The sequence below is a fragment of the Achromobacter sp. SIMBA_011 genome, from assembly GCF_046535435.1.
In the GTDB taxonomy this organism is placed as follows: domain Bacteria; phylum Pseudomonadota; class Gammaproteobacteria; order Burkholderiales; family Burkholderiaceae_B; genus Achromobacter; species Achromobacter dolens.
Genome location: NZ_JAWRWN010000002.1, coordinates 342588 through 360781 on the forward strand (window position 1 = coordinate 342588; position 18194 = coordinate 360781).

Here is an 18194-nt window from a genome sequence, read left to right on the forward strand (position 1 = left end):
CCTTCAATTCGGGGCTGGCCTGCGCGGGCGGGCGCCTGGCGGCCAGGCGCTCGCCGTTTTCGTAGCAAAATGCCGCATGGCGTGCCCGCGCGCGCCGCCGACTTCATCGCATCCGAGGATCTTCCATGCCGCAACTCGATCTCTACCAGGTAGACGCCTTCTCCGCCGCGCCCTTCGGCGGCAATCCCGCCGCGGTGGTGCCGCTGGACGCCTGGCTCCCGGACGCCACGCTGCAACGCATCGCCGAGGAAAACAACCTGTCCGAAACCGCCTATGTCGTGCGGCGCGGCGACCTGTACGACCTGCGCTGGTTCACGCCCGCGGTCGAGGTCGACCTGTGCGGCCATGCCACGCTGGCGACAGCCTGGGTGCTGTTCGAGCAACTCGGGGCCAGGGACGAGGTGCTGCGGTTCGCCACCCGCAGCGGCGAACTGCAGGTGCGTCGCGCCGGCGACGGCCTGGCGATGGACTTCCCGGCCAAGCAGCCGGTGGCCGAGGCCGTGCCGCCCGGCCTGTTGCAGGCCCTGGGGCTGGCCGAGGCGCGGGCGCTGTACCGCACCGACGACTACCTCGTCGTGATCGACGACGAAGCGCTGATCGACGGCCTCAAGCCGGACTTCGCCGCGCTGGCGGCCTTCGACGTGCGCGGCGTGGCGGTGACCGCGCCGTCCGCGCGCCACGATTTCGTGTCGCGCTGGTTCGGCCCGCGGGTGGGCGTGAACGAAGACCCGGTGACCGGTTCCGCGCACACCTCGCTGGCGCCGTACTGGGCGCAGCGCCTGGGCAAGACGGTCCTGAGCGCCGAGCAGGGCGGGGCGCGCAAGGGGCAACTGCGCTGCGAGGTGCGCGACAACGGCCGCGTCATCATCAGCGGTCAGGCGGCGCTGTACCTGCGCGGCGCGATCTTCCTCTGATTGCGCGGGGCCGCGGGCGCCATTACCGAAAACCTATCGCCTCATCAGCACTTCAAATACGCGCCGCGCCGGGGCGCGCCTAGAATCTGCCGTCACAAGACACGGACCGGCCGACACGCGTCGCCGTTCACGACAACGAGGAGAGGCAGGGCATGGATGCGGTGTGGATAGTGGCGATCGGCGCGGCCGCGGCAGGCTTCGTGCAGGGGCTGTCGGGCTTTGCCTTCGGCATGGTGGCCATGTCGTTCTGGGCCTGGGTGCTGGACCCGCGGCTGGCGGCGGCGCTGGCGGTGTTCGGCGCGCTGACCGGACAACTGCTGGCGGTGTTCTCGGTGCGCCGAGGCTTCAATTGGCCGCTGCTGTGGCCGTTCCTGCTGGGCGGGCTGGCCGGCATTCCGCTGGGCGTGCTGGTCCTGCCGCACCTGGACATGGACTGGTTCAAGGCGGTGCTGGGCGCGTTGCTGGCGCTATGGTGCCCGGTGATGCTGGTGGCGCAGCGCCTGCCCCGCATTGGCGGCAACCGCTGGGGCGATGGCGCGGTCGGCCTGGCGGGAGGCGTGCTGGGCGGCATCGGCGGTTTCGCCGGCAGCGTGCCGACGCTGTGGTGCACGCTACGCGGCTTCAACAAGGACACGCAGCGCGCCGTGATCCAGAACTTCAATCTGTCGATGCTGTCGGTGACCATGGCGATCTACCTGGCCACCGGCATCGTTACGCGCGACATGGCGCCGATGTTCGCGGTGGTGGCGCCGGCGATGCTGATCCCCACGCTGCTGGGCACGCGTTTGTATATCGGCATTTCCGACGTGACGTTCCGTCGCGTGGTGCTGGGGCTGCTGACGTGCTCGGGCCTGACGCTGCTGGCGTCGTCGGTGCCGCAACTGCTGGCGCGCTAGCGATGCCGATGACCGGCGTGTGGCGGCATTGCGGGCAGGGCTGCGGGAAGAGGCGGGGCATCTTGCCGTCGTCCGACCCGCAGGGCGCTCAAGCTGCAGGTCTTCTTCGGCGCCATCAAGCAAAAGAACTTGATGGTTCACTCTTCGTCTTCCTCATCCAACGCATCTATGCGGGCGAACACGTCTGCGGCAGGCGAGACCCGGCCTTCCTCGATTTCCCGCCGTCCGTGGGCAAGCAGTTGTAGCAGGGCCATCGCTTGCTCCTGCTCCTCGAAACTCTTGACGTCCATGACGACGAGCTTGGCTTCGCCGTTCTGCGTGATGAGCAGGGGTTCGCGTGTTTCGGTCAACGTCGTGACGATCTCGGCGGCGTGGCTCTTGAGGTAGGAGATGGGTTTGACTTGGGTCGAATACTTCATGGCGCGGACTCCCTGTGGTTAGGGTCTGGACTGACTGTAGTCTTTATTTAGTCCGACCATGAATTGGGGTGGGTCTTATTGTCCCGGGAGAACAATGGTCTTTTTTTGGTGCGTTTGTCCATCGCGGTCATGATCTCCCGGCGTGCCATCTCCTGGCATGGACTTAAGGCAACGCCACCGCCTGCCTGACGCTCGCCGCCAGCATCTGCGCCGTCGCCGCCGACAGCGTCCATCCCAGATGCCCGTGCCCGGTGTTGTAGAAAACGCCCGGCCGCTTACCAGGGCCGACGCGCGGCATCATGTCGGGCATCATCGGCCGCAGGCCGCACCACGGCACCACGCGGGCGGTGCGCACGCCGGGGAAATGGCGGCGGGTCCAGTCCACCAGCGGCTGGATGCGTTCGGCGCGGATGTCCAGGTTGAAGCCATTGAACTCGGCGGTGCCGGCCACGCGGAAGCGGTCGCCCAGGCGGCTGGTGACGATCTTGGCGGCCTCGTCCAGCAGGCTCACGGTGGGCGCGGCGGCCTGGCTCGCGGCGTCGTCCAGATGCACGCTGATCGAGTAGCCCTTGACCGGGTAGATGTTCAGGCGGTCGCCCAGTTGCCGCGCGAACTGGCGGCTGGCGGCGCCGGCGCAGACCACGATGGCGTCGGCTTCGTGCTGTTCGCGCGGCGCGCCCTCTGCACGCGCGATATCCAGCACGTAGGGCAGGCCGTCGCGGCTGATGGCGCGGATGTCGGCATCCTGTTCGAAACGCACCCCGCGCCGCAGGCACGCCTGCGCCAGGCCGCTGGTGAACTTGTGGATGTCGCCGGTGGCGTCGGACGGCGTGTAGAAGCCGCCGTGGCAGGGCGTTTGCAGCGTCGGCTCGATGCCGCGGATTTCCTCGGGCGTGACGGCGTGCCGCTCCAGCCCGCCTTCGCGCAGCAGCGCGTTGGCGCGGCGCGCGGTCTCGAAGCTGGCGGCGTCATGGTAGATGTGCAGGATGCCGCGGCGCTGCAGGTCGAAGTCGATGCCTTCGTCCACCGCCATGGCGTACAGGTGCTCGCGCGCTTCGATCGCCATGCGGGTGGTGGCGATGGTGTTCTGGCGGTAGTTGCGGATCTGCCCCATGAACTGGGCCAGCCACGAATACTTGTGCCAGCTCGGGCGCGGATTGAGCAGCAGCGGCGCGTCGTGGCGGCCCAGCCAGCGCAGGCCCTTCATGATGGTGGCGGCGCTGTTCCACACTTCGGCATTGCTGGCGGACAGTTGGCCGCCGTTGGCAAAGGACGTCTCCATGGCGGGATAGCGCTGGCGGTCGTAGACGGTGACGTCGTAGCCCAGTTTGCTCAAGGCGTAGGCGGACGTGACGCCGGTGATGCCGGCGCCGATGATGGCGATGCGGGGCATGATGGCTCCAGATGGCGTGGCCACGACCCAATGATCGTGGCACCCCATCTGTCTCTGTACCTGAGAGCTTCACCCGGGCGCGGCGGCGCGGGTTCCCCTTCGGTGGGCGCCAGGCGCCTCTCTCCAGATTGTCTAGACCGCGCAGTCCTGTTGCCTGAGAGTTTCCGGGGCGGTTGCTCCGTCGGCGCCCGCCACGGGGGCGGGACTCTTCTGCGGGGTTTTGAATCGACGCACCGAGAATAGCCAAAATTCGGCGCGGGCGGGACTCAGGGTTAATACCAAGGGGGCGCCGGATTGGCTCTACACTGGGCGCCGAACCGCCGGCACGCGCCGGCCGGAAAACGAAAGGACGACCCCGCATGCGCGCTCCGGCAATGTTCCGTATTTCCCTGCTGTCCATGACGTTGACGCTGGCCCTGGCCGGCGCCGCCTCGGCCGGCCCGGCCGTCGCGCAAGCGCCCGCCGCCAAGGCGACCACGGCATCGACCTCCGTATCCACGCCCGCATCCACGCCCGCATCCTCGCCGGCATCCACCGCCAAGGCATCCGCGACGCCGGCACCCGCGTCCGCCGAGGCCGATCGCGCCACCGCCGCCGTCGACGCCGCCGTGGCCGAGGTCATGCGCGAGTACGGCATCGCCGGCATGGCCATCGGCGTCAGCCGCGATGGCGAGCAACGCTTCTTCAACTACGGCGACGCCTCGCGCGCGCCGCGCCGCGCGGTCTCCAGCGACACCCTGTTCGAACTGGGGTCGATCAGCAAGACCTTCACCGTCACGCTGGCCGCCTACGCCCAGGCCACGGGCCGCCTCTCGCTCACCGGCAGCCCGGCCAAGTGGGTGCCCGAGCTGCAAGGCAGCGAATTCGCCAGGCTGACGCTGGTGAACCTGGCCACGCACACCGCCGGCGGCTTCCCCTTGCAGGTGCCGGACGCGGTGCAGAGCATGGCGCAACTGATGGACTACCTGAAGGCCTGGACCCCGCGGTACGCGCCTGGCACGCGCCGCACCTACGCCAACCCCAGCATCGGCATGCTGGGCGTGGTGGCGGCGCGCGCGCTGGGCGAGCCCTACGTGGTGGCGATGGAGCAGCGGCTGTTTCCCAAGCTGGGCCTGCGCGATACCTACCTGGAAGTGCCGCCGGGCAAGATGCCCGACTACGCCCAGGGCTACGACAAGCAGGATGCGCCGGTGCGCGTGAACCCGGGCGTGCTGGCGGACGAGGCCTATGGCGTGAAGTCCAGCGCCCGCGACATGCTGCGCTTCGTCGAGATCAACCTGGGCACCGCGCCGGTCGATGCCACGCTGCAGCGCGCCATCGCCGAGACCCATACCGGCTATTACCAGTTGGGCGCGATGACGCAGGACCTGATCTGGGAACAGTACCGTTACCCGGTGTCGGTGGAAGACCTGGTGCACGGCAATTCCGCCCAGGTCGCGTTCGAGACCCTGCCGGTCAAGGCCCTGCAACCGCCGCTGGCGCCGCAGCAGGCAGTGTGGATCAACAAGACCGGCGCCACCAATGGCTTCGGCGCCTACGTGGCGTTCGTGCCGTCGCGCAAGCTCGGCATCGTGATCCTGGCCAACCGCAACTATCCGAATGAGGCGCGGGTGCGGCTGGCGTTGCGGGTGCTCAAGGCGCTGGCGCCGTGAACGCCGGCGTCGGTCTTTGCCGTAGCGCAAACCCGTCGGACCCGATTCCACCCTGGCGCGCGCCGCTGCGGCGATAATCGCGCGCATGACCTACCAATTACTCAAAATGCTGCATGTCGCCGCCGTGGTCGCATGGCTGGGCGGCTCCCTGTTCGTGTCGCTGTTCCTGCTGTCGTCGCAGCCGCCCGACAGCGACGAGGCGCCCAAGGAACGCAGGATGCTGGGCGCGCTGCGCCGCTGGACGCTGTTCGTGACCACGCCGGCGATGGTGCTGGCCTGGCTGGTCGGCCTGCACCTGGCCGTGACCTTCGGCTGGTTCGCCATGACCTGGATCTGGATCAAGATCGCGCTGGCGCTGGTCCTGTCGGGCCTGCTGGGCGTGCAGAGCGCGGCCTTGCGCCGCCAGGCCCAGGGCAGCGCGAAGCGCGCGCCGCTGGTTGACCTGTACGCGCCGCTCACGGTGGTCGCCGCTGCGGTCATCGTGACGCTGGTGGTGGTCAAGCCGTTCTGAGGCGCCACTTATGCGCCGGCGCCATATCCAAACGCCCCTGTAATAACGACTCAACCAACTATTCGTTCGCGCGCGCAGGGGCCATCCCTAGAATCGTCTGCTCATAACCGTATCGACTGAGAGGCGATTTCCATATGACTCCCCGCACTTACACCGCCCGCGCGGGCACGCTGGCCAAGGCCCTGCTGGGCGCCGTGCTGGCCGCGGCCGCCATGTTCCACGGGCCGGCTTTCTCGGCCGATCCCAAGCCGCTCAAGGTCGGCGTGCGCGGCGGCGTCGACGAGCAGATCTGGGAAGTGGTGGCGCAGGTCGCCAAGAAGAACGGCCTGGCCGTCGAGCCGGTGGTCATCACCGGCACCGCCAGCCCCAACGAGGCGCTCAACAACGGCGACCTGGACGCCAACGCGTTCCAGCACATCCCGTTCCTGAACGATCAGATCAAGCAGCGCGGCTACAAGCTGGTGTCGGTGGCCAATACGCTGATCTCGCCCATCGCCTTCTATTCGAAGAAATACAAGTCGCTGCAGGCCTTGCCCGAGGGCGCCAAGGTCGGCATCCCCAACGACCCCAGCAACCAGACCCGCGCGCTGGTGATCCTGCGCGACCAGGGCCTGATCACGCTCAAGGACGGCTTCGATCCGGCCACGGGCACCGCCACGCTGGCCGACGTGACCTCCAACCCGCGCAAGCTCGACTTCGTCGAAAGCGCCTCGGTGGTCCTGGCGCGTTCGCTGCCCGACGTCGACACCGCCGCCATCGTCAACAGCTTCGCCTACCAGGCCGGGCTGATCGCCACCCGCGACGGCATCGCGGTCGAGAAGAAAGAGAACAACCCCTACGTCAACATCATCGCCGTGCGCGAGAAAGACAGGAACGCGCCCTGGGTGCTTGAGCTGGTCAAGGCCTATCACTCCGAGGAAGTGCGCCAGTTCATCCTGAGCAAGTACGAAGGCTCGGTGATCCCGGTCTTTTGATCCAGAGGGCGCGGCGGCTCCATCCGGCGCCGCCGCCAATCCCGTCCGCGCCATGGCATGAGCCGGGCGCGCGGGCGGCTCGGGAACACAGCATGATGCAACACGACATCCCCCTGGCGGATCCGGCCCTGCGGCCCGCCGCCGACGCGGCGCAAGACGCCCACATCGTTTTCGACGGCCTGCAGAAACGCTACCAGGGCCCGCAGGGCACGGTAACGGCGCTGGCCGATATCTCCTTTTCCATCGGGCGCGGCGAGGTGTTCGGCATCATCGGCCGCAGCGGCGCCGGCAAGTCGACGCTGCTGCGCTCGATCAACATGCTGGAGCGGCCCAGCGCCGGCCAGGTGTGGGTCGACGGCGTGGACGTCGGCGGCCTGGACGAAAATGCGCTTGTCGGCCTGCGGCGCCGCATCGGCATGATCTTCCAGCACTTCAACCTGCTGTCGGCCAAGACCGTGGCGCAGAACGTGGCGCTGCCCTTGCGCGTGGCGGGCGTCAAGCCGGCCGAGGCGCGCGCCAAGGTCGACGCGCTGCTGGACCTGGTCGGGTTGCGCGACAAGGCCGACACCTATCCGTCCAAGCTGTCCGGCGGCCAGAAGCAGCGCGTGGGCATCGCCCGCGCCCTGGTGCATGACCCGGAGATCCTGCTGTGCGACGAGGCCACCTCGGCGCTCGACCCCGAAACCACGCAGTCGATCCTGGCGCTGCTGCGCGACATCAACCGCAAGCTGGGCCTGACGGTGGTGCTGATCACGCACGATATGGCGGTGATCCGCGAGGTCTGCCACAAGGTGCTGGTGCTGGACGGCGGCCGCAAGGTCGAGCACGGCGAGGTCTGGCGCGTGTTCGGCAATCCCCAGGCCGATGCCACCCGTGCGTTGCTGCGGCCGTTGCAGCATGACCTGCCGGCCGACCTGGCCGCGCGGCTGGTGCCGGACCTGCAAGGCGGCGCGGGCCTGGCAGTGCTGCGGCTGCGCTTCACCGGGCAGGGCCGTCCCGAGGGCGTGTCGCTGCAGGCGTTGGCGGCGCTGGGGCCGGGCGCGACGCTGTTGCATGGCGGGCTGGACCGCCTGCGCGGCCACGCCCAGGGCAGCCTGCTGGTGTCGGTGCCGGCCGCCGTTCTACAGGAAGAGGCCGCGCGCGCCGCGCTGGTGGCCGATCAGATCGAGGTACTGGGCTATGTCGCTGCCGATGCTGGATAAATACCTGCAGGCCTTCCTGCAGACGCTGACCATGGTGGGCGTGTCCGCGCTCATCGCGATCGCCGCCGGCCTGACGCTGGCGGTGGTGCTGACCGTCACCGCGCCGGGCAACCTGTATCCGCGTCCGCGCCTGAACAAAGCGCTGTCGATCACCGTGAACACGTTCCGCGCCATCCCCTTCATCATCCTGCTGGTGGCGATGCTGCCGTTCACGCGCATGCTGGTCGGCACCACGCTCGGCACCTGGGCCGCGATCGTGCCGCTGTCCGCCAATCTGGTGCCGTTCTTCGCGCGCATCGCCCAGGTCAGCCTGAACGATGTCGACCACGGCCTGGTGGAGGCCGCGCGCGCCATGGGCTGCCGCCGCTGGCACATCGTGCGCCACGTGCTGCTGCCCGAGGCGTTGCCCGGCATCATCGGCGGCATGACCGTCAGCGTCATCGCCATGATCAACGCCTCGGCCATGGCCGGCGCGGTGGGCGCCGGCGGCCTGGGCGACCTAGCCATCCGCTATGGCTACGAACGCTACGAGACCCGCGTGATGTTCGAAGTGATCGTGATCCTGATCGCGCTGGTCTCGATCGTGCAATTCACCGGCGAATGGCTGTCGCGCCGCGCCGACCACAAGCGCTGACGGCGCCGCGCCGTCCGCATCCCCGAGCTGATTCCCGGAGGTATCCATGTCCGACTCGCAACACCACGGCTTCGCCACCCGCGCCATCCACCTGGGCTACGACCCGCTGGACGAGCAGGGCGCGCTGTCGCCGCCGCTCTACCTGACCTCCACCTACACCCAGGACAGCATCGAGGCCTTCGACCGCATCCGCCTGGGTGAACAATCGGGCTACGTCTACGGCCGCACCCGCAACCCGACCCAGGCCCTGCTGGAAGAGCGGCTGGCCTCGCTCGAAGGGGCCGAGGCCGGCGTGGTCACCGCGTCGGGCATGGCGGCGATCTCGGCCACGCTGCTGTCGCTGCTGCAAAGCGGCGACGAGATCGTGGTCGACCAGATCGTCTACGGCACCGCCTTCACGCTGTTCGCGCAGGGGCTGCCGCGCCTGGGCATCAACGCCGTGTTCGCCGATTTCACGCGCCCGGAAACCGTGGCCGCCGCCATCGGCCCCAAGACCCGCGCGGTCTATTTCGAGACGCCGGCCAACCCCAACCTGCGGCTGGTCGACATCGCCGCCATCTCGGCCATCGCGCGCGGCAAGGGGCTCTTGACCATCGTCGACAACACCTTCGCCACGCCCGTGCTGCAACGGCCGCTGCAACACGGCGCCGACATCGTGCTGCACTCGGCCACCAAGTACCTGGGCGGCCATGGCGACCTGCTGGCCGGGGCGGTGGTTGGCCGCAAGCAGCACATCGACGCGATCCGCCTGCAGGGCCTGCGTTACTTCACCGGCGCGACGCTGTCGCCGTTCACCGCCTTCCTGGTGCTGCGCGGCCTGAAGACGCTGGAATTGCGGGTCGAGCGTCACAGCGAATCGGCATTGAAGGTGGCGAAGTTCCTGCGCGAACACGCGGCGGTGGCCGACGTGTTCTATCCGGGCCTGGCGGGCACGGCCGGCGCCGAGATCGCGCAGCGCCAGCAGGCGGCCGGCGGCGGGCTGGTGGCGTTCGAGTTGAAGGGGGGGCTGGCCGCGGGCCGGCGCCTGCTGAACAGCCTGAAGCTGGCGCGCATCGCTGTCAGCCTGGGCGATCCGGAAACGCTGATCCAGCATCCGGCCACCATGACGCACGCCAGCTATACGGCCGAAGACCGCGAAAAGTATGGCCTGTCGGAAGGCCTGCTGCGCTTGTCGGTCGGGCTGGAAACCGCCGCCGACATCCTGGCCGATCTGAAGCAGGGGCTGGATCAGGCGGGGAGCTGACGCTCGATCGCGCCCGGCCCGCCTTCGCGCCCGGGCGCCGACGACCCGCGTCAGCGCAGCACCGAGGTCAGGCTGTCGAACTGCTGCGATTCCAGCCGCGCGCGTTCCTCGGTCAGTTGGCGCACCGCCAGTTGATGCGCGCGGAACCGGTTCAACAGGCTGTCGCGGTCGAACACGATCTCGTTGTGCTCCACGCGCCACGCGCGGCGGTTGTCGTCGAGCAGATTGATCATCTTCTCGAACTCGTCCAGCGTCTGGCGCTCCAGCTCCCAGTTGCGCGCCAGCGTTGCCTTCTGCTGCGGCCGCGCCTTGATCGCGCCTTCGACCATGCGGTCCTTCTGCTGCTCGCTCAGGTCGAGCGAGCGGATGGTGACGGGCACGTCGGCCAGCAGCCGCTGGTTCTGCTGGCTGTATTTCCGCACCACGCGCTGCGATTGTTCCAGGATCAGCCGGCTTTCCACCATGCCGCGGTCGCGCGCCAGACGGTTGGGGATGAAGAGGTCCGACAGCCGCACCTCGTCCAGTTCCTTCATGTAGGCGCGGTACTGCGCCACCCGCTGTCCCAGGATGATCTTGACGCCGCGCTCGATCTCGCCATACACGCCATGCGCCTTGGGGGTGGCGTCGATGTCCGGCACGTCGCCGGGCGGATGGTCGGGCGCGTTGAGCGCGGCGCGCATCCATTCGCCGGTGCGGCGGATCTCGGCCAGCGCGGTGGCCTTCTGCGTTTCGCGATAGGCCGCGAGGCCGGCCAGGACGGCGGCCGCGGCCGCCAGCAGCAGGCCGGTGGCGAAGGCCGCGCGCATGCGGTGCAACGGCGTGCGAAAGCGCTTGAACGGCGACAGGGCCAGGATCACCAGGGCGGCGGGCAGCACCAGCGCGATGGCGCTGCCGACCGCGCTGCCGACGCGGTAGCCCAGCGACTCGGCGGGGTCCGCGACGCCGTCCGCGCCGTCGGACTTGAAGATCAACAGGAGCAGCCACAACCCGATGTACAGGCCCCAGGTCCATGCCCGCAGGGCGCGGCTGGGTCGTGGGGAACCGCGCGCCGCCGATGTCGCGGACGGCAGCGGCGTGTTGGCGCCTTCCGGGCTCAGGGTGGGTTCTCTACGTGTTTCCACGGCGGGCGGCAGCCACGAAATATTTAGCCGCAGATGTTACCGTGAGGGCTTTTCAGGTGCAATGCGGATCGCGCCGCCAGCCGACCCAGTTGCCTTCGCCCTCGAAGTGATGGATACCGCGTTTGGCCACGGCCAATCCCTCGCGCAGCGCCTGCATGTTCAGTCCCGGCATGTGCCGCAGCAGCGCCGGCGGCAGGGCGGCCAGGTCGAGGTGTTCCTGGCCGAACTCGACCGCCATCGGCGAGCCGTCGTCGCGCACGCGGACGTACCATAGGCCTTCCATGTAAGCGCCGGCCCACGGATCGGGAAACAGCGCCTCGGTGAAGCGGAAACCGAATTCGTCGATGGCCTCCCACGGCCAGAACTGGCGCCGGCCGCCCGTCGCTTCGGTGCCCATGGCGCGGGTGAAGCCGCTGTCGTCGAAGCGGACGGTTTCGGCGTAGGGGTCGGGCGGCGCGGGCGGGCCGGCGAACAGCCGTTTGAGCAGGGACCACATGGCGGCAGGGGGGCAGTCGAAAGAGGGCAGCGGGCAGTGTAGCGGCGCGGATTGCTGCCGCAATGTTACAAGCATTGATCCACGTCAACGCCCCGCCTCGGCACGCCGGTTAGGGTAGATGTTTTTTCCTGACGGGTCGCCGGCGACTGGCCGGCCGCCGCGGCTCTGACCTCACGCGCAGCAAGGATTGCAACGATGACTGACAAGACCCCGCAAGCTTCCGGATCGCCCGCCGAGAACGACGACGGCGCCACGGCCCCGCGCGCCGCCAAGCGCACCGCCGCGCCGCGCAAGGCCACCCGCTCCGCCGCGGCCGGCAAGCGCACGCCGGCCCCGGCGCGGTCCGCCCGCGGCGCCGCGACGCCCAAGTCCACGCGCGCCGTCCGCGCCGACAAGCCGTCCAAGGTCGCCCAGCCGTCGGCGTCCGCGCCGGCAGCCCCGGCCGGGCTGCCCGCCATCGAACCGGCGATCCAGGCGCGCAAGCGCGTCAATGCGCGGGAAGTCGCCGCGCGCCAGGAGACCTCGTCGGTGTTGGCCGATATCGCCCGCCGCTACCAGATCGGCGAATCGGGCGAAGCCCACGCGGCGCTGCGCTCGGTGATCGAGGAACTGTCGCCGGACGACGCGGTGGCGGTGCACCGCGCGCTGCTCGAAGCCAACGCGCAGGCGCCGGCCGCGCGCCGCAATCCCGACGAGGAGCTGGCGACCGACTGGCGCGAGGGCATCTATCCGTACCGCCACCGCATGCTGCGGCGCAATTACGAAAAGCAGAAATACGCGCTGCAGGTCGAGCTGCTCAAGCTGCAGGCCTGGGTCAAGGCCACCGGACAGCGCGTGGTGATCCTGTTCGAGGGCCGCGACGCGGCGGGCAAGGGTGGCACCATCAAGCGCATGATGGAGCACCTGAATCCGCGCGGCGCGCGCGTGGTGGCGCTGGAGAAGCCGTCCGACACCGAACGCGGCCAGTGGTATTTCCAGCGCTATGTGCAGCATCTGCCCACCGCCGGCGAAATCGTGATGTTCGACCGCTCCTGGTACAACCGCGCCGGCGTCGAGCGCGTGATGGGCTTCTGCTCGCAGGAGGAATACCTGCAGTTCCTGCGCCAGGTGCCCGACTTCGAGCGCCACCTGGTCACCAGCGGCATCCACCTGGTCAAGTTCTGGTTCTCGGTCAGCCAGGAAGAGCAGCGCCGCCGCTTCCTGCAGCGCAAGGTGCATCCGCTCAAGCAATGGAAGCTGAGCCCCGTGGACCTGGCCTCGCTCGACAAGTGGGACGACTACACCCGCGCCAAGGAAGCGATGTTCGCGCACACCGACACGGCCGACGCGCCGTGGATCGTGGTGAAGTCGGATTGCAAGAAGCGCGCGCGCCTGAACGCCATGCGCTATGTGCTCAGCCGCCTGCCGTACGAAGGCAAGAGCGGCGCGCCGGAACTGGCGCTGGATCCGTTGATCGTGGGACGGGCGCTGTAGCGCTGTCGCTTTTTCGTGGCCGGTCCGCCGGGCCGGTCCGGGCCCTGTCGCGGTCGCGTCTCACTTGCCCCGCATCTGGTCGATCAGGCGCCGGTCGCGCTTGGTCGGTCGGCCGGCGGCGATGTCCAGCGCCGGCTCGGGCGCCAGCCGCCGCATCTCGGCCGCGCGTTCGCGCGCGGCGGCGCTTTCCGGGGTTTCCTCATATAGCTGGCGCGCCACCGGCGCCGGGCCGCGCGCGCCGCTGACGGCGACCACGCGCACCTGGATGGGCGGGTCTTCCTTGCGGATGCTGATCACGTCGCCGGGGCCGACCTCGCGCGCCGGTTTGGCGGGCTGGCCGTTGACCTGCACCCGGCCCTTGCCGATTTCGTCCACCGCCAGGCTGCGCGTCTTGTAGAAGCGCGCCGCCCAGAGCCATTTGTCGAGCCGTATTCTGTCCATCGTCATTGCCGTCATCAATCGGGTCGTCAGGCGGACATGATAGCGGTTCGCCTCAGCGCGGCACTTCGCGCAGCAGCGCGGCGAAGGCGCTGGCCGGCAGCGCGCGGCTGAACAGGAAGCCCTGCATCGCGTCGCAGCCTTCCTCGATCAGCATCTGGCGCTGCGCCTCGGTCTCGACGCCCTCGGCCAGCGTGCGCATGCCCAGCGAATGCGCCAGCCGCACCACGCCGCGGATCACGGCGGTGGCGGTCGGCACCTTGCCCAGCGCCCAGACGAACGACTGGTCGATCTTGAGCGTGTCGATCGGCAGCCGCGCCAGGTACGCCAGGCTCGAATAACCCGAGCCGAAGTCATCCAGCGACGCCGATATGCCGGCCTCGCGCAGCGCCGCGAGAATGCCGGAGGCCTTCTCGACGTCGCTCATCAGCGAATTCTCGGTGACTTCCACGTCGAGCAGTGTCGGCGGCACGCCATGCACCTGCGCCAGGCGCACGATGGTGTTGGCCAGGTCGGGCGCCACCAACTGGCGCGCCGACAGGTTGAACGAGATGCGCGGCACCGGCAGGCCCTCGCCCAGCCATTCGCTGATGTGCAGGCAGGTGGCGTTGGCCACCCATTCGGTCAGCGCCGACTCCATCGGCGAATCCAGGATCACGTCCAGGAACGCCGCCGGCGCCAGCAGGCCGCGGGTGGGATGGCGCCAGCGCAGCAACGCCTCGGCGCCGCACAGCGAGCCGTCGTGCATGCTGATCTGCGGCTGGAAGTGCAGCTCGAACTGGTTGTTGGCCAGCGCGCCCTGGATGTCGCCGCGCAGCGACAGGCGCGCGCCCAGCCCCTGCATCAGTTCGCGGTGATACACCCGCACCTGGAAACGGCCGGCCGACTTGGCCGCGTACATCGCCGCGTCGGCATAGTTCAGCAGCATCTCGGCCGATTCGCCGGGCGAGTTCATCAGCGCGATGCCGATGCTGGCGCCCAGCGAGACCGAGCGGCCATGGATGTCGCTCGGGATCGACAGCGCGTTCAGGATCGAATTGGCCAGGGCCTCGGCCGCACGCTCATTGGTGCCGCGCAGCACCAGCAGGAACTCGTCGCCGCCGACCCGGGCGCAGAAAATCGCGGGCGTGAGGAACTTGCGCAGCCGCTCGGCCACATCGCACAGCAGCAGGTCGCCCTCGGCGTGGCCGAAGGCGTCGTTGACTTCCTTGAAGCGGTCCAGGTCCAGGAACAGCACCGCCAGGGTCGGGCCCTGCGCGGCCAGCGTCCGCTCGGCCTCGGCGATGGCGGCGGACAGCGTGTCCATGCATTGGCGCCGGTTCGGCAGGCCGGTCAGGTAGTCATGGGTGGCCTGGTATCTGAGCTGGGCGGTTTCCTCGCGTTCGCGCGAGACGTCGCGCAACAGGACCGCCAGGCCGTCCTCATGCGCAAAGGCGCGCACCTCGAACCAGCTCGCCAGCGGCGCGTAGTAGCCGATGTGTTGGGCCGGGCGGCCGGTCTGCATGGCGCCGCGGCAGGCATCGTAGTAGCCGGTGCCGACCAGGTCCGGACAACTGTCCCACAGGCCGCGCCCCACCAGGTCCAGCCTGTTGCGCCGCAACAGGCGTTCGGCGGCCGGGTTCAGGTAGCGCACACGCCATTCGCGATCGAGCGACAGGAAGCCGTCGGCCAGACTGTCGAGCGTGGCGCCGTCGGCGCCGGCCGCGAGGCGGGCGTCGGCGGGCGGGGGAAAGGATGAGGGCTCGTGGCTGTCGTGGTTCATCTCGTCGCGGATTTCCCTGAGCGCGCTTGAAGTGCTGTTGTATCGCATCGGGGAGCCGCCGTAAAACCAAAAAAAGACGCCCCGAGGGGCGTCCAAGACCGGCATTCCGGTTGTCGGGCGGCAGGTCGCCCGGCGGTACTCAATCCAGTTTCAGGTCGGCTTCCTTGACCACGCGCTGCCACTTGGCGATCTCGGCGCGGCGGAACGTGTCCAGTTCGGCGGGGGTGGAGCCGATGGGCTCGGCGCCGATGCCTTCGAGCTGTTCGGCGATCTGCGGGTCCTTCAGCACCTTGGCCAGGGCCTGCGACACCTGGTTGACGATTTCCGGCGGCGTGCCGGCCGGGGCGAACACGGCGTTCCACTCATACGTCTCGTAGCCGGGCACGCCGGATTCGGCGATGGTGGGCAGGTCCGGCGCCGCTTTGGAACGCTCCGAGCCGCCCACGGCGACCGCGCGCAGCTTGCCGTTCTTCACGTGCTGCCAGGCCGAGCCCATGCTGGCGAACATCACCGGCACCTGGCCCGACATGACGTCGATCATGGCCGGGCCGCCGCCCTTGTAGGCGACGTGCTGCAGTTGGGTCTTGGCCAGCAGGTTGAACAGTTCGCCGGCCAGATGCTGGGCCGAGCCGGGGCCGGCCGAGGCGAAATAGACGTGTTCCTTGCTGTCGGGCTGGCCCAGGCGGATCAGGTCGGCCACGGTCTTGACCTCGTACGAAGGCGTCACCACCAGCACGTTGGGCACGCGCAACAGCAGCGATACCGGTGCGAACGCGGTCAGCGTGTCGAACTGCATCTTGGAGTGCAGCGCCGGGTTCTGCGCGTGGTTGGAGGCGTCCAGCATCAGCGTGTAGCCGTCGGGCTGGGCCTTGGCGACCACGGCGCCGCCGATCATGCCGCCGGCGCCGCCGCGGTTTTCGATGACCACCGGTTGACCCAGTTCGGCCGCCAGCTTGGGGCCGATCAGGCGGGCCACCACGTCGACCGTGCCGCCGGGCGGGTAGGTCACCACCAGCGTAACGGCGCGCTCGGGGTAGGCGGCGGTTGCCGTGCCGGCGGCGCCGGCCAGCAGGCCGGCGGCAGCCAGCAGGCTGGCGCGGCGCGCGAGGCGTTGGATCAGAGGGGTCATCAGAATTCTCCTTGGAATTGGAACAGCCGCAACGGTGTCTCGGCGAGTACGGCGCGCCGTTGCGTGGGGTCGTCGATCCAGTCGTCCAGCCACCGCATGGACGCGGGGTAAGACGCCAGGTGGCGATGCTCGGTGTGGGGCCAGTCGCTGCCCCACATGAGGCGGGCGGGCGTGTAGGCGTCCAGCAGTTGGCGCGCGGCCTCGCGGCCAGCGCTGGCACAGGCCTCGCCGGTCCAGTTGCGGTAAGGGGCGGACAGCTTGACCCATACCCGGCCGCTGTCGGCCTGCCGCAGCAGGTAGCCGAAGCCGGGGTCGGCCACGCCGAGCGCCGGGTCGGGACGGCCGAAGTGGTCCACCACCACGCGGCAGCCGGCCTGCAGCAGCGCCGGCATGATATCGGCCAGGCGCGCGGCCTGCAGGTGGATCTCGACGTGCCAGCCGAGCGCGTTGACGCGAGCCAGCAATGACTGCCACGGTTGCGTGCGCAGGTCGGGCACGGCCAGGCCGATCAGGTTGAGCCGGATGCCGACCACGCCGGCCGCGGCCAGCGCCCGCAGCGCGGCCTCGTCGATGGCCGTGTCCACCACCGCCACGCCGCGCAGCCGCGCCGGCGCGGCGCGCAGCGCCTCCAGCAGGTGGCTGTTGTCAGTGCCCAGGAAACTGGGCTGCACCAGCACGCCATGCGACAGCCCGTGCGCGTCCAGCAGGCCCAGGTATTGGGCCAGCGGGGCGTCGTAGTCCGGGGTGTGGCGGCGGGTGTCCGCCAACGCCAGGCCCTGCAGGAAGACGTGGGCGTGGCTGTCGACGGCGAGGCCGGTGACGGAGGGGGGCAAGGCAGTCTCCTGGGCGGGGTCCATGCCCCGCGCGTTCTGTAAGGTTCTGTAAGCGGCATTCTAGGGAGGCAGGGTATAGTTTTCCATTCTGGAAAATTGCTTTATTTATATTGGATTGATATGGAAACCCGGCATCTGCGCTACTTCCTGGCGGTGGTGGACCACGGCAGCGTCAGCCGCGCCTCCGAATGGCTGGGCATCGCCCAGCCGGCGTTGAGCCAGGCCCTGGGACGCATGGAAAAGGACCTGGGCGTGCGCCTGTTCGAACGCTCGCGCCAGGGCACCACGCCCACGCCCGCGGCCCAGGCCATCCTGGAGGACGTGCGCGCCAGCGTCGCGCGCATCGACGCCGCCGCGCGCCGCGCCCGCGAGATCGGCCGCGGCAGCGCCGGCCAGTTGACGGTGGGGCTGGTGTCGTCGGCGCTGTTCGATACGCTGCCGCGCGCCTTGCGCGAGATGCGTCGGCAGGCGCCCGGCGTGCGCGTGATCCTGCGCGAGATGAGCAATGCCGAGCAGGCCGACGCCCTGCAGACCGGCGAGATCGACATCGGCCTGATGCATACGCCGGTGGCGGTGGGCGGGCGCATGCGCGAGCGGCAACTGCTGCGCGACCGGCTGGTGGCGGCGGTGCCGGACGAGTTCGACGTCGCCGCCGATGGCCGGGTCTCGATGGCGCAGATCGCGCAGGCCGGCCTGGTGATGTACCCGCAGTCACAACTGCCGGCGTTCTACGCCGACATTCTCGATGCCATGCGCAAGGGCGGCCATGACGCCCACGTGGCGCAGGAGGCCAACCGCACCCTGACCGTGCTGGCGTGCGTGGCCGGCGGTTGCGGCGTGGCGCTCTTGCCCAGTTGGATCCGCTCGATGGATTTCCGCGGCGTGCGCTTTTGCGAAGTGCGCGACGGCGAGCGCCTGCCCAGCTTCGACCTGAGCGCGATCTGGCCGGCCCGCTCGGTGCCGACCCTGGCTGATTTGTTCGCCAACCTGGACCTGGGCGGGCATTGACCTTTCACTGCGCATTCAGTTGCGCCGGCGAACGCTTAAGCCACGCTTAAGAAGCCGTTTCCCCCGGAACCGCGACGCCCCGGCCGCTCTAAACAG

At 69.2% G+C, this 18194-nt stretch carries 18 protein-coding genes and 2 riboswitches; of the genes, 10 read left to right on the top strand and 8 right to left on the bottom strand.

Annotated features, from left to right (window positions below):
• Positions 1–125: 125 nt before the first annotated feature.
• Entirely contained in the window at positions 126–914 is a 789-nt protein-coding gene (locus SB816_RS08795) for a PhzF family phenazine biosynthesis protein (protein ID WP_054501984.1), read from the top strand.
• A gap of 152 nt (positions 915–1066) precedes the next feature.
• Complete coding sequence (locus tag SB816_RS08800) at positions 1067–1810, top strand: sulfite exporter TauE/SafE family protein (protein ID WP_054501985.1); 744 nt, start codon at positions 1067–1069, stop codon at positions 1808–1810.
• A gap of 137 nt (positions 1811–1947) precedes the next feature.
• On the opposite strand, the gene SB816_RS08805 is transcribed toward SB816_RS08800, so the two are convergent.
• Complete coding sequence (locus SB816_RS08805) at positions 1948–2229, bottom strand: type II toxin-antitoxin system Phd/YefM family antitoxin (RefSeq protein ID WP_064527860.1); 282 nt, start codon at positions 2227–2229, stop codon at positions 1948–1950.
• A 163-nt stretch (positions 2230–2392) separates the two neighbouring features.
• The gene (locus SB816_RS08810; RefSeq protein WP_144654817.1) at positions 2393–3622 is read right to left on the bottom strand and encodes a D-amino acid dehydrogenase; all 1230 of its coding nucleotides are present in this window, start codon (positions 3620–3622) and stop codon (positions 2393–2395) included.
• Between the two features lie 44 nt (positions 3623–3666).
• Positions 3667–3753: riboswitch (glycine riboswitch) on the bottom strand.
• 1 nt (position 3754) lies between these two features.
• A riboswitch (glycine riboswitch) is annotated at positions 3755–3845 on the bottom strand.
• 136 nt (positions 3846–3981) lie between these two features.
• Between SB816_RS08810 and ampC the strand changes: the two genes are divergently transcribed.
• The 6 genes from ampC to SB816_RS08840 all read left to right on the top strand — a co-directional run bounded on the left by ampC (position 3982) and on the right by SB816_RS08840 (position 9838).
• The gene (ampC, locus tag SB816_RS08815; RefSeq protein WP_240806382.1) at positions 3982–5274 is read left to right on the top strand and encodes a class C beta-lactamase; all 1293 of its coding nucleotides are present in this window, start codon (positions 3982–3984) and stop codon (positions 5272–5274) included.
• 85 nt (positions 5275–5359) lie between these two features.
• On the top strand, positions 5360–5785 hold the full coding sequence (locus SB816_RS08820; RefSeq protein WP_144654818.1) for a CopD family protein: 426 nt from the start codon (positions 5360–5362) through the stop codon (positions 5783–5785).
• 134 nt (positions 5786–5919) lie between these two features.
• Positions 5920–6759 (top strand): MetQ/NlpA family ABC transporter substrate-binding protein, encoded by an 840-nt coding sequence (locus SB816_RS08825; RefSeq protein WP_144654819.1) that lies wholly within the window; start codon positions 5920–5922, stop codon positions 6757–6759.
• 92 nt (positions 6760–6851) lie between these two features.
• Positions 6852–7961: a methionine ABC transporter ATP-binding protein gene (locus tag SB816_RS08830; RefSeq protein WP_144654820.1), complete on the top strand. Its 1110-nt coding sequence runs from the start codon at positions 6852–6854 to the stop codon at positions 7959–7961.
• Positions 7939–8595, top strand: a complete 657-nt coding sequence (locus SB816_RS08835) for a methionine ABC transporter permease (RefSeq protein ID WP_026383015.1) — start codon at positions 7939–7941, stop codon at positions 8593–8595. The genes SB816_RS08830 and SB816_RS08835 overlap by 23 nt, the downstream gene beginning before the upstream one ends.
• Positions 8596–8641: 46 nt before the next feature.
• On the top strand, positions 8642–9838 hold the full coding sequence (locus SB816_RS08840) for a trans-sulfuration enzyme family protein (protein ID WP_054501992.1): 1197 nt from the start codon (positions 8642–8644) through the stop codon (positions 9836–9838).
• 50 nt (positions 9839–9888) lie between these two features.
• On the opposite strand, the gene SB816_RS08845 is transcribed toward SB816_RS08840, so the two are convergent.
• A complete protein-coding gene (locus SB816_RS08845) occupies positions 9889–10959 on the bottom strand; it encodes a hypothetical protein (protein ID WP_410546819.1) in 1071 nt (356 codons plus the stop codon).
• Positions 10960–11011: 52 nt separating this feature from the next.
• A complete protein-coding gene (locus SB816_RS08850) occupies positions 11012–11455 on the bottom strand; it encodes a hypothetical protein (protein WP_410546820.1) in 444 nt (147 codons plus the stop codon).
• Positions 11456–11650: 195 nt separating this feature from the next.
• On the opposite strand from SB816_RS08850, the gene ppk2 reads away from it, so the two are divergent.
• Positions 11651–12928, top strand: coding sequence for a polyphosphate kinase 2 (ppk2, locus tag SB816_RS08855; protein WP_175143150.1), 1278 nt, complete (start codon positions 11651–11653; stop codon positions 12926–12928).
• Positions 12929–12988: 60 nt separating this feature from the next.
• Here the strand turns inward: ppk2 and SB816_RS08860 are convergent, their stop codons facing one another.
• The 4 genes from SB816_RS08860 to SB816_RS08875 all read right to left on the bottom strand — a co-directional run bounded on the left by SB816_RS08860 (position 12989) and on the right by SB816_RS08875 (position 17090).
• Positions 12989–13369, bottom strand: coding sequence for an RNA-binding S4 domain-containing protein (locus SB816_RS08860; protein WP_054478886.1), 381 nt, complete (start codon positions 13367–13369; stop codon positions 12989–12991).
• 52 nt (positions 13370–13421) lie between these two features.
• Positions 13422–15128, bottom strand: a complete 1707-nt coding sequence (locus tag SB816_RS08865; RefSeq protein ID WP_240806383.1) for a putative bifunctional diguanylate cyclase/phosphodiesterase — start codon at positions 15126–15128, stop codon at positions 13422–13424.
• 139 nt (positions 15129–15267) lie between these two features.
• Positions 15268–16257, bottom strand: coding sequence for a tripartite tricarboxylate transporter substrate binding protein (locus SB816_RS08870; protein WP_064527850.1), 990 nt, complete (start codon positions 16255–16257; stop codon positions 15268–15270).
• The gene (locus tag SB816_RS08875) at positions 16257–17090 is read right to left on the bottom strand and encodes an amidohydrolase family protein (protein ID WP_372413594.1); all 834 of its coding nucleotides are present in this window, start codon (positions 17088–17090) and stop codon (positions 16257–16259) included. Before SB816_RS08875 ends, SB816_RS08870 begins: the two co-directional genes overlap by 1 nt.
• Before the next feature lie 120 nt (positions 17091–17210).
• Between SB816_RS08875 and SB816_RS08880 the strand changes: the two genes are divergently transcribed.
• Complete coding sequence (locus tag SB816_RS08880; protein WP_064527846.1) at positions 17211–18098, top strand: LysR family transcriptional regulator; 888 nt, start codon at positions 17211–17213, stop codon at positions 18096–18098.
• The last annotated feature ends 96 nt before the right edge of the window (positions 18099–18194 follow it).

Bases quoted from the DNA above. Each gene is read 5' to 3' on its own strand.
- SB816_RS08830 (WP_144654820.1), top strand. From the start codon at position 6,852: ATGATGCAACACGACATCCCCCTGGCGGATCCGGCCCTGCGGCCCGCC.
- SB816_RS08825 (WP_144654819.1), top strand. From the start codon at position 5,920: ATGACTCCCCGCACTTACACCGCCCGCGCGGGCACGCTGGCCAAGGCC.
- SB816_RS08805 (WP_064527860.1), bottom strand. From the start codon at position 2,229: ATGAAGTATTCGACCCAAGTCAAACCCATCTCCTACCTCAAGAGCCAC.
- SB816_RS08795 (WP_054501984.1), top strand. From the start codon at position 126: ATGCCGCAACTCGATCTCTACCAGGTAGACGCCTTCTCCGCCGCGCCC.
- ampC (WP_240806382.1), top strand. From the start codon at position 3,982: ATGCGCGCTCCGGCAATGTTCCGTATTTCCCTGCTGTCCATGACGTTG.
- SB816_RS08835 (WP_026383015.1), top strand. From the start codon at position 7,939: ATGTCGCTGCCGATGCTGGATAAATACCTGCAGGCCTTCCTGCAGACG.
- SB816_RS08880 (WP_064527846.1), top strand. From the start codon at position 17,211: ATGGAAACCCGGCATCTGCGCTACTTCCTGGCGGTGGTGGACCACGGC.
- SB816_RS08865 (WP_240806383.1), bottom strand. From the start codon at position 15,128: ATGAACCACGACAGCCACGAGCCCTCATCCTTTCCCCCGCCCGCCGAC.
- ppk2 (WP_175143150.1), top strand. From the start codon at position 11,651: ATGACTGACAAGACCCCGCAAGCTTCCGGATCGCCCGCCGAGAACGAC.
- SB816_RS08870 (WP_064527850.1), bottom strand. From the start codon at position 16,257: ATGACCCCTCTGATCCAACGCCTCGCGCGCCGCGCCAGCCTGCTGGCT.
- SB816_RS08840 (WP_054501992.1), top strand. From the start codon at position 8,642: ATGTCCGACTCGCAACACCACGGCTTCGCCACCCGCGCCATCCACCTG.
- SB816_RS08800 (WP_054501985.1), top strand. From the start codon at position 1,067: ATGGATGCGGTGTGGATAGTGGCGATCGGCGCGGCCGCGGCAGGCTTC.
- SB816_RS08860 (WP_054478886.1), bottom strand. From the start codon at position 13,369: ATGGACAGAATACGGCTCGACAAATGGCTCTGGGCGGCGCGCTTCTAC.
- SB816_RS08820 (WP_144654818.1), top strand. From the start codon at position 5,360: ATGACCTACCAATTACTCAAAATGCTGCATGTCGCCGCCGTGGTCGCA.
- SB816_RS08850 (WP_410546820.1), bottom strand. From the start codon at position 11,455: ATGTGGTCCCTGCTCAAACGGCTGTTCGCCGGCCCGCCCGCGCCGCCC.
- SB816_RS08810 (WP_144654817.1), bottom strand. From the start codon at position 3,622: ATGCCCCGCATCGCCATCATCGGCGCCGGCATCACCGGCGTCACGTCC.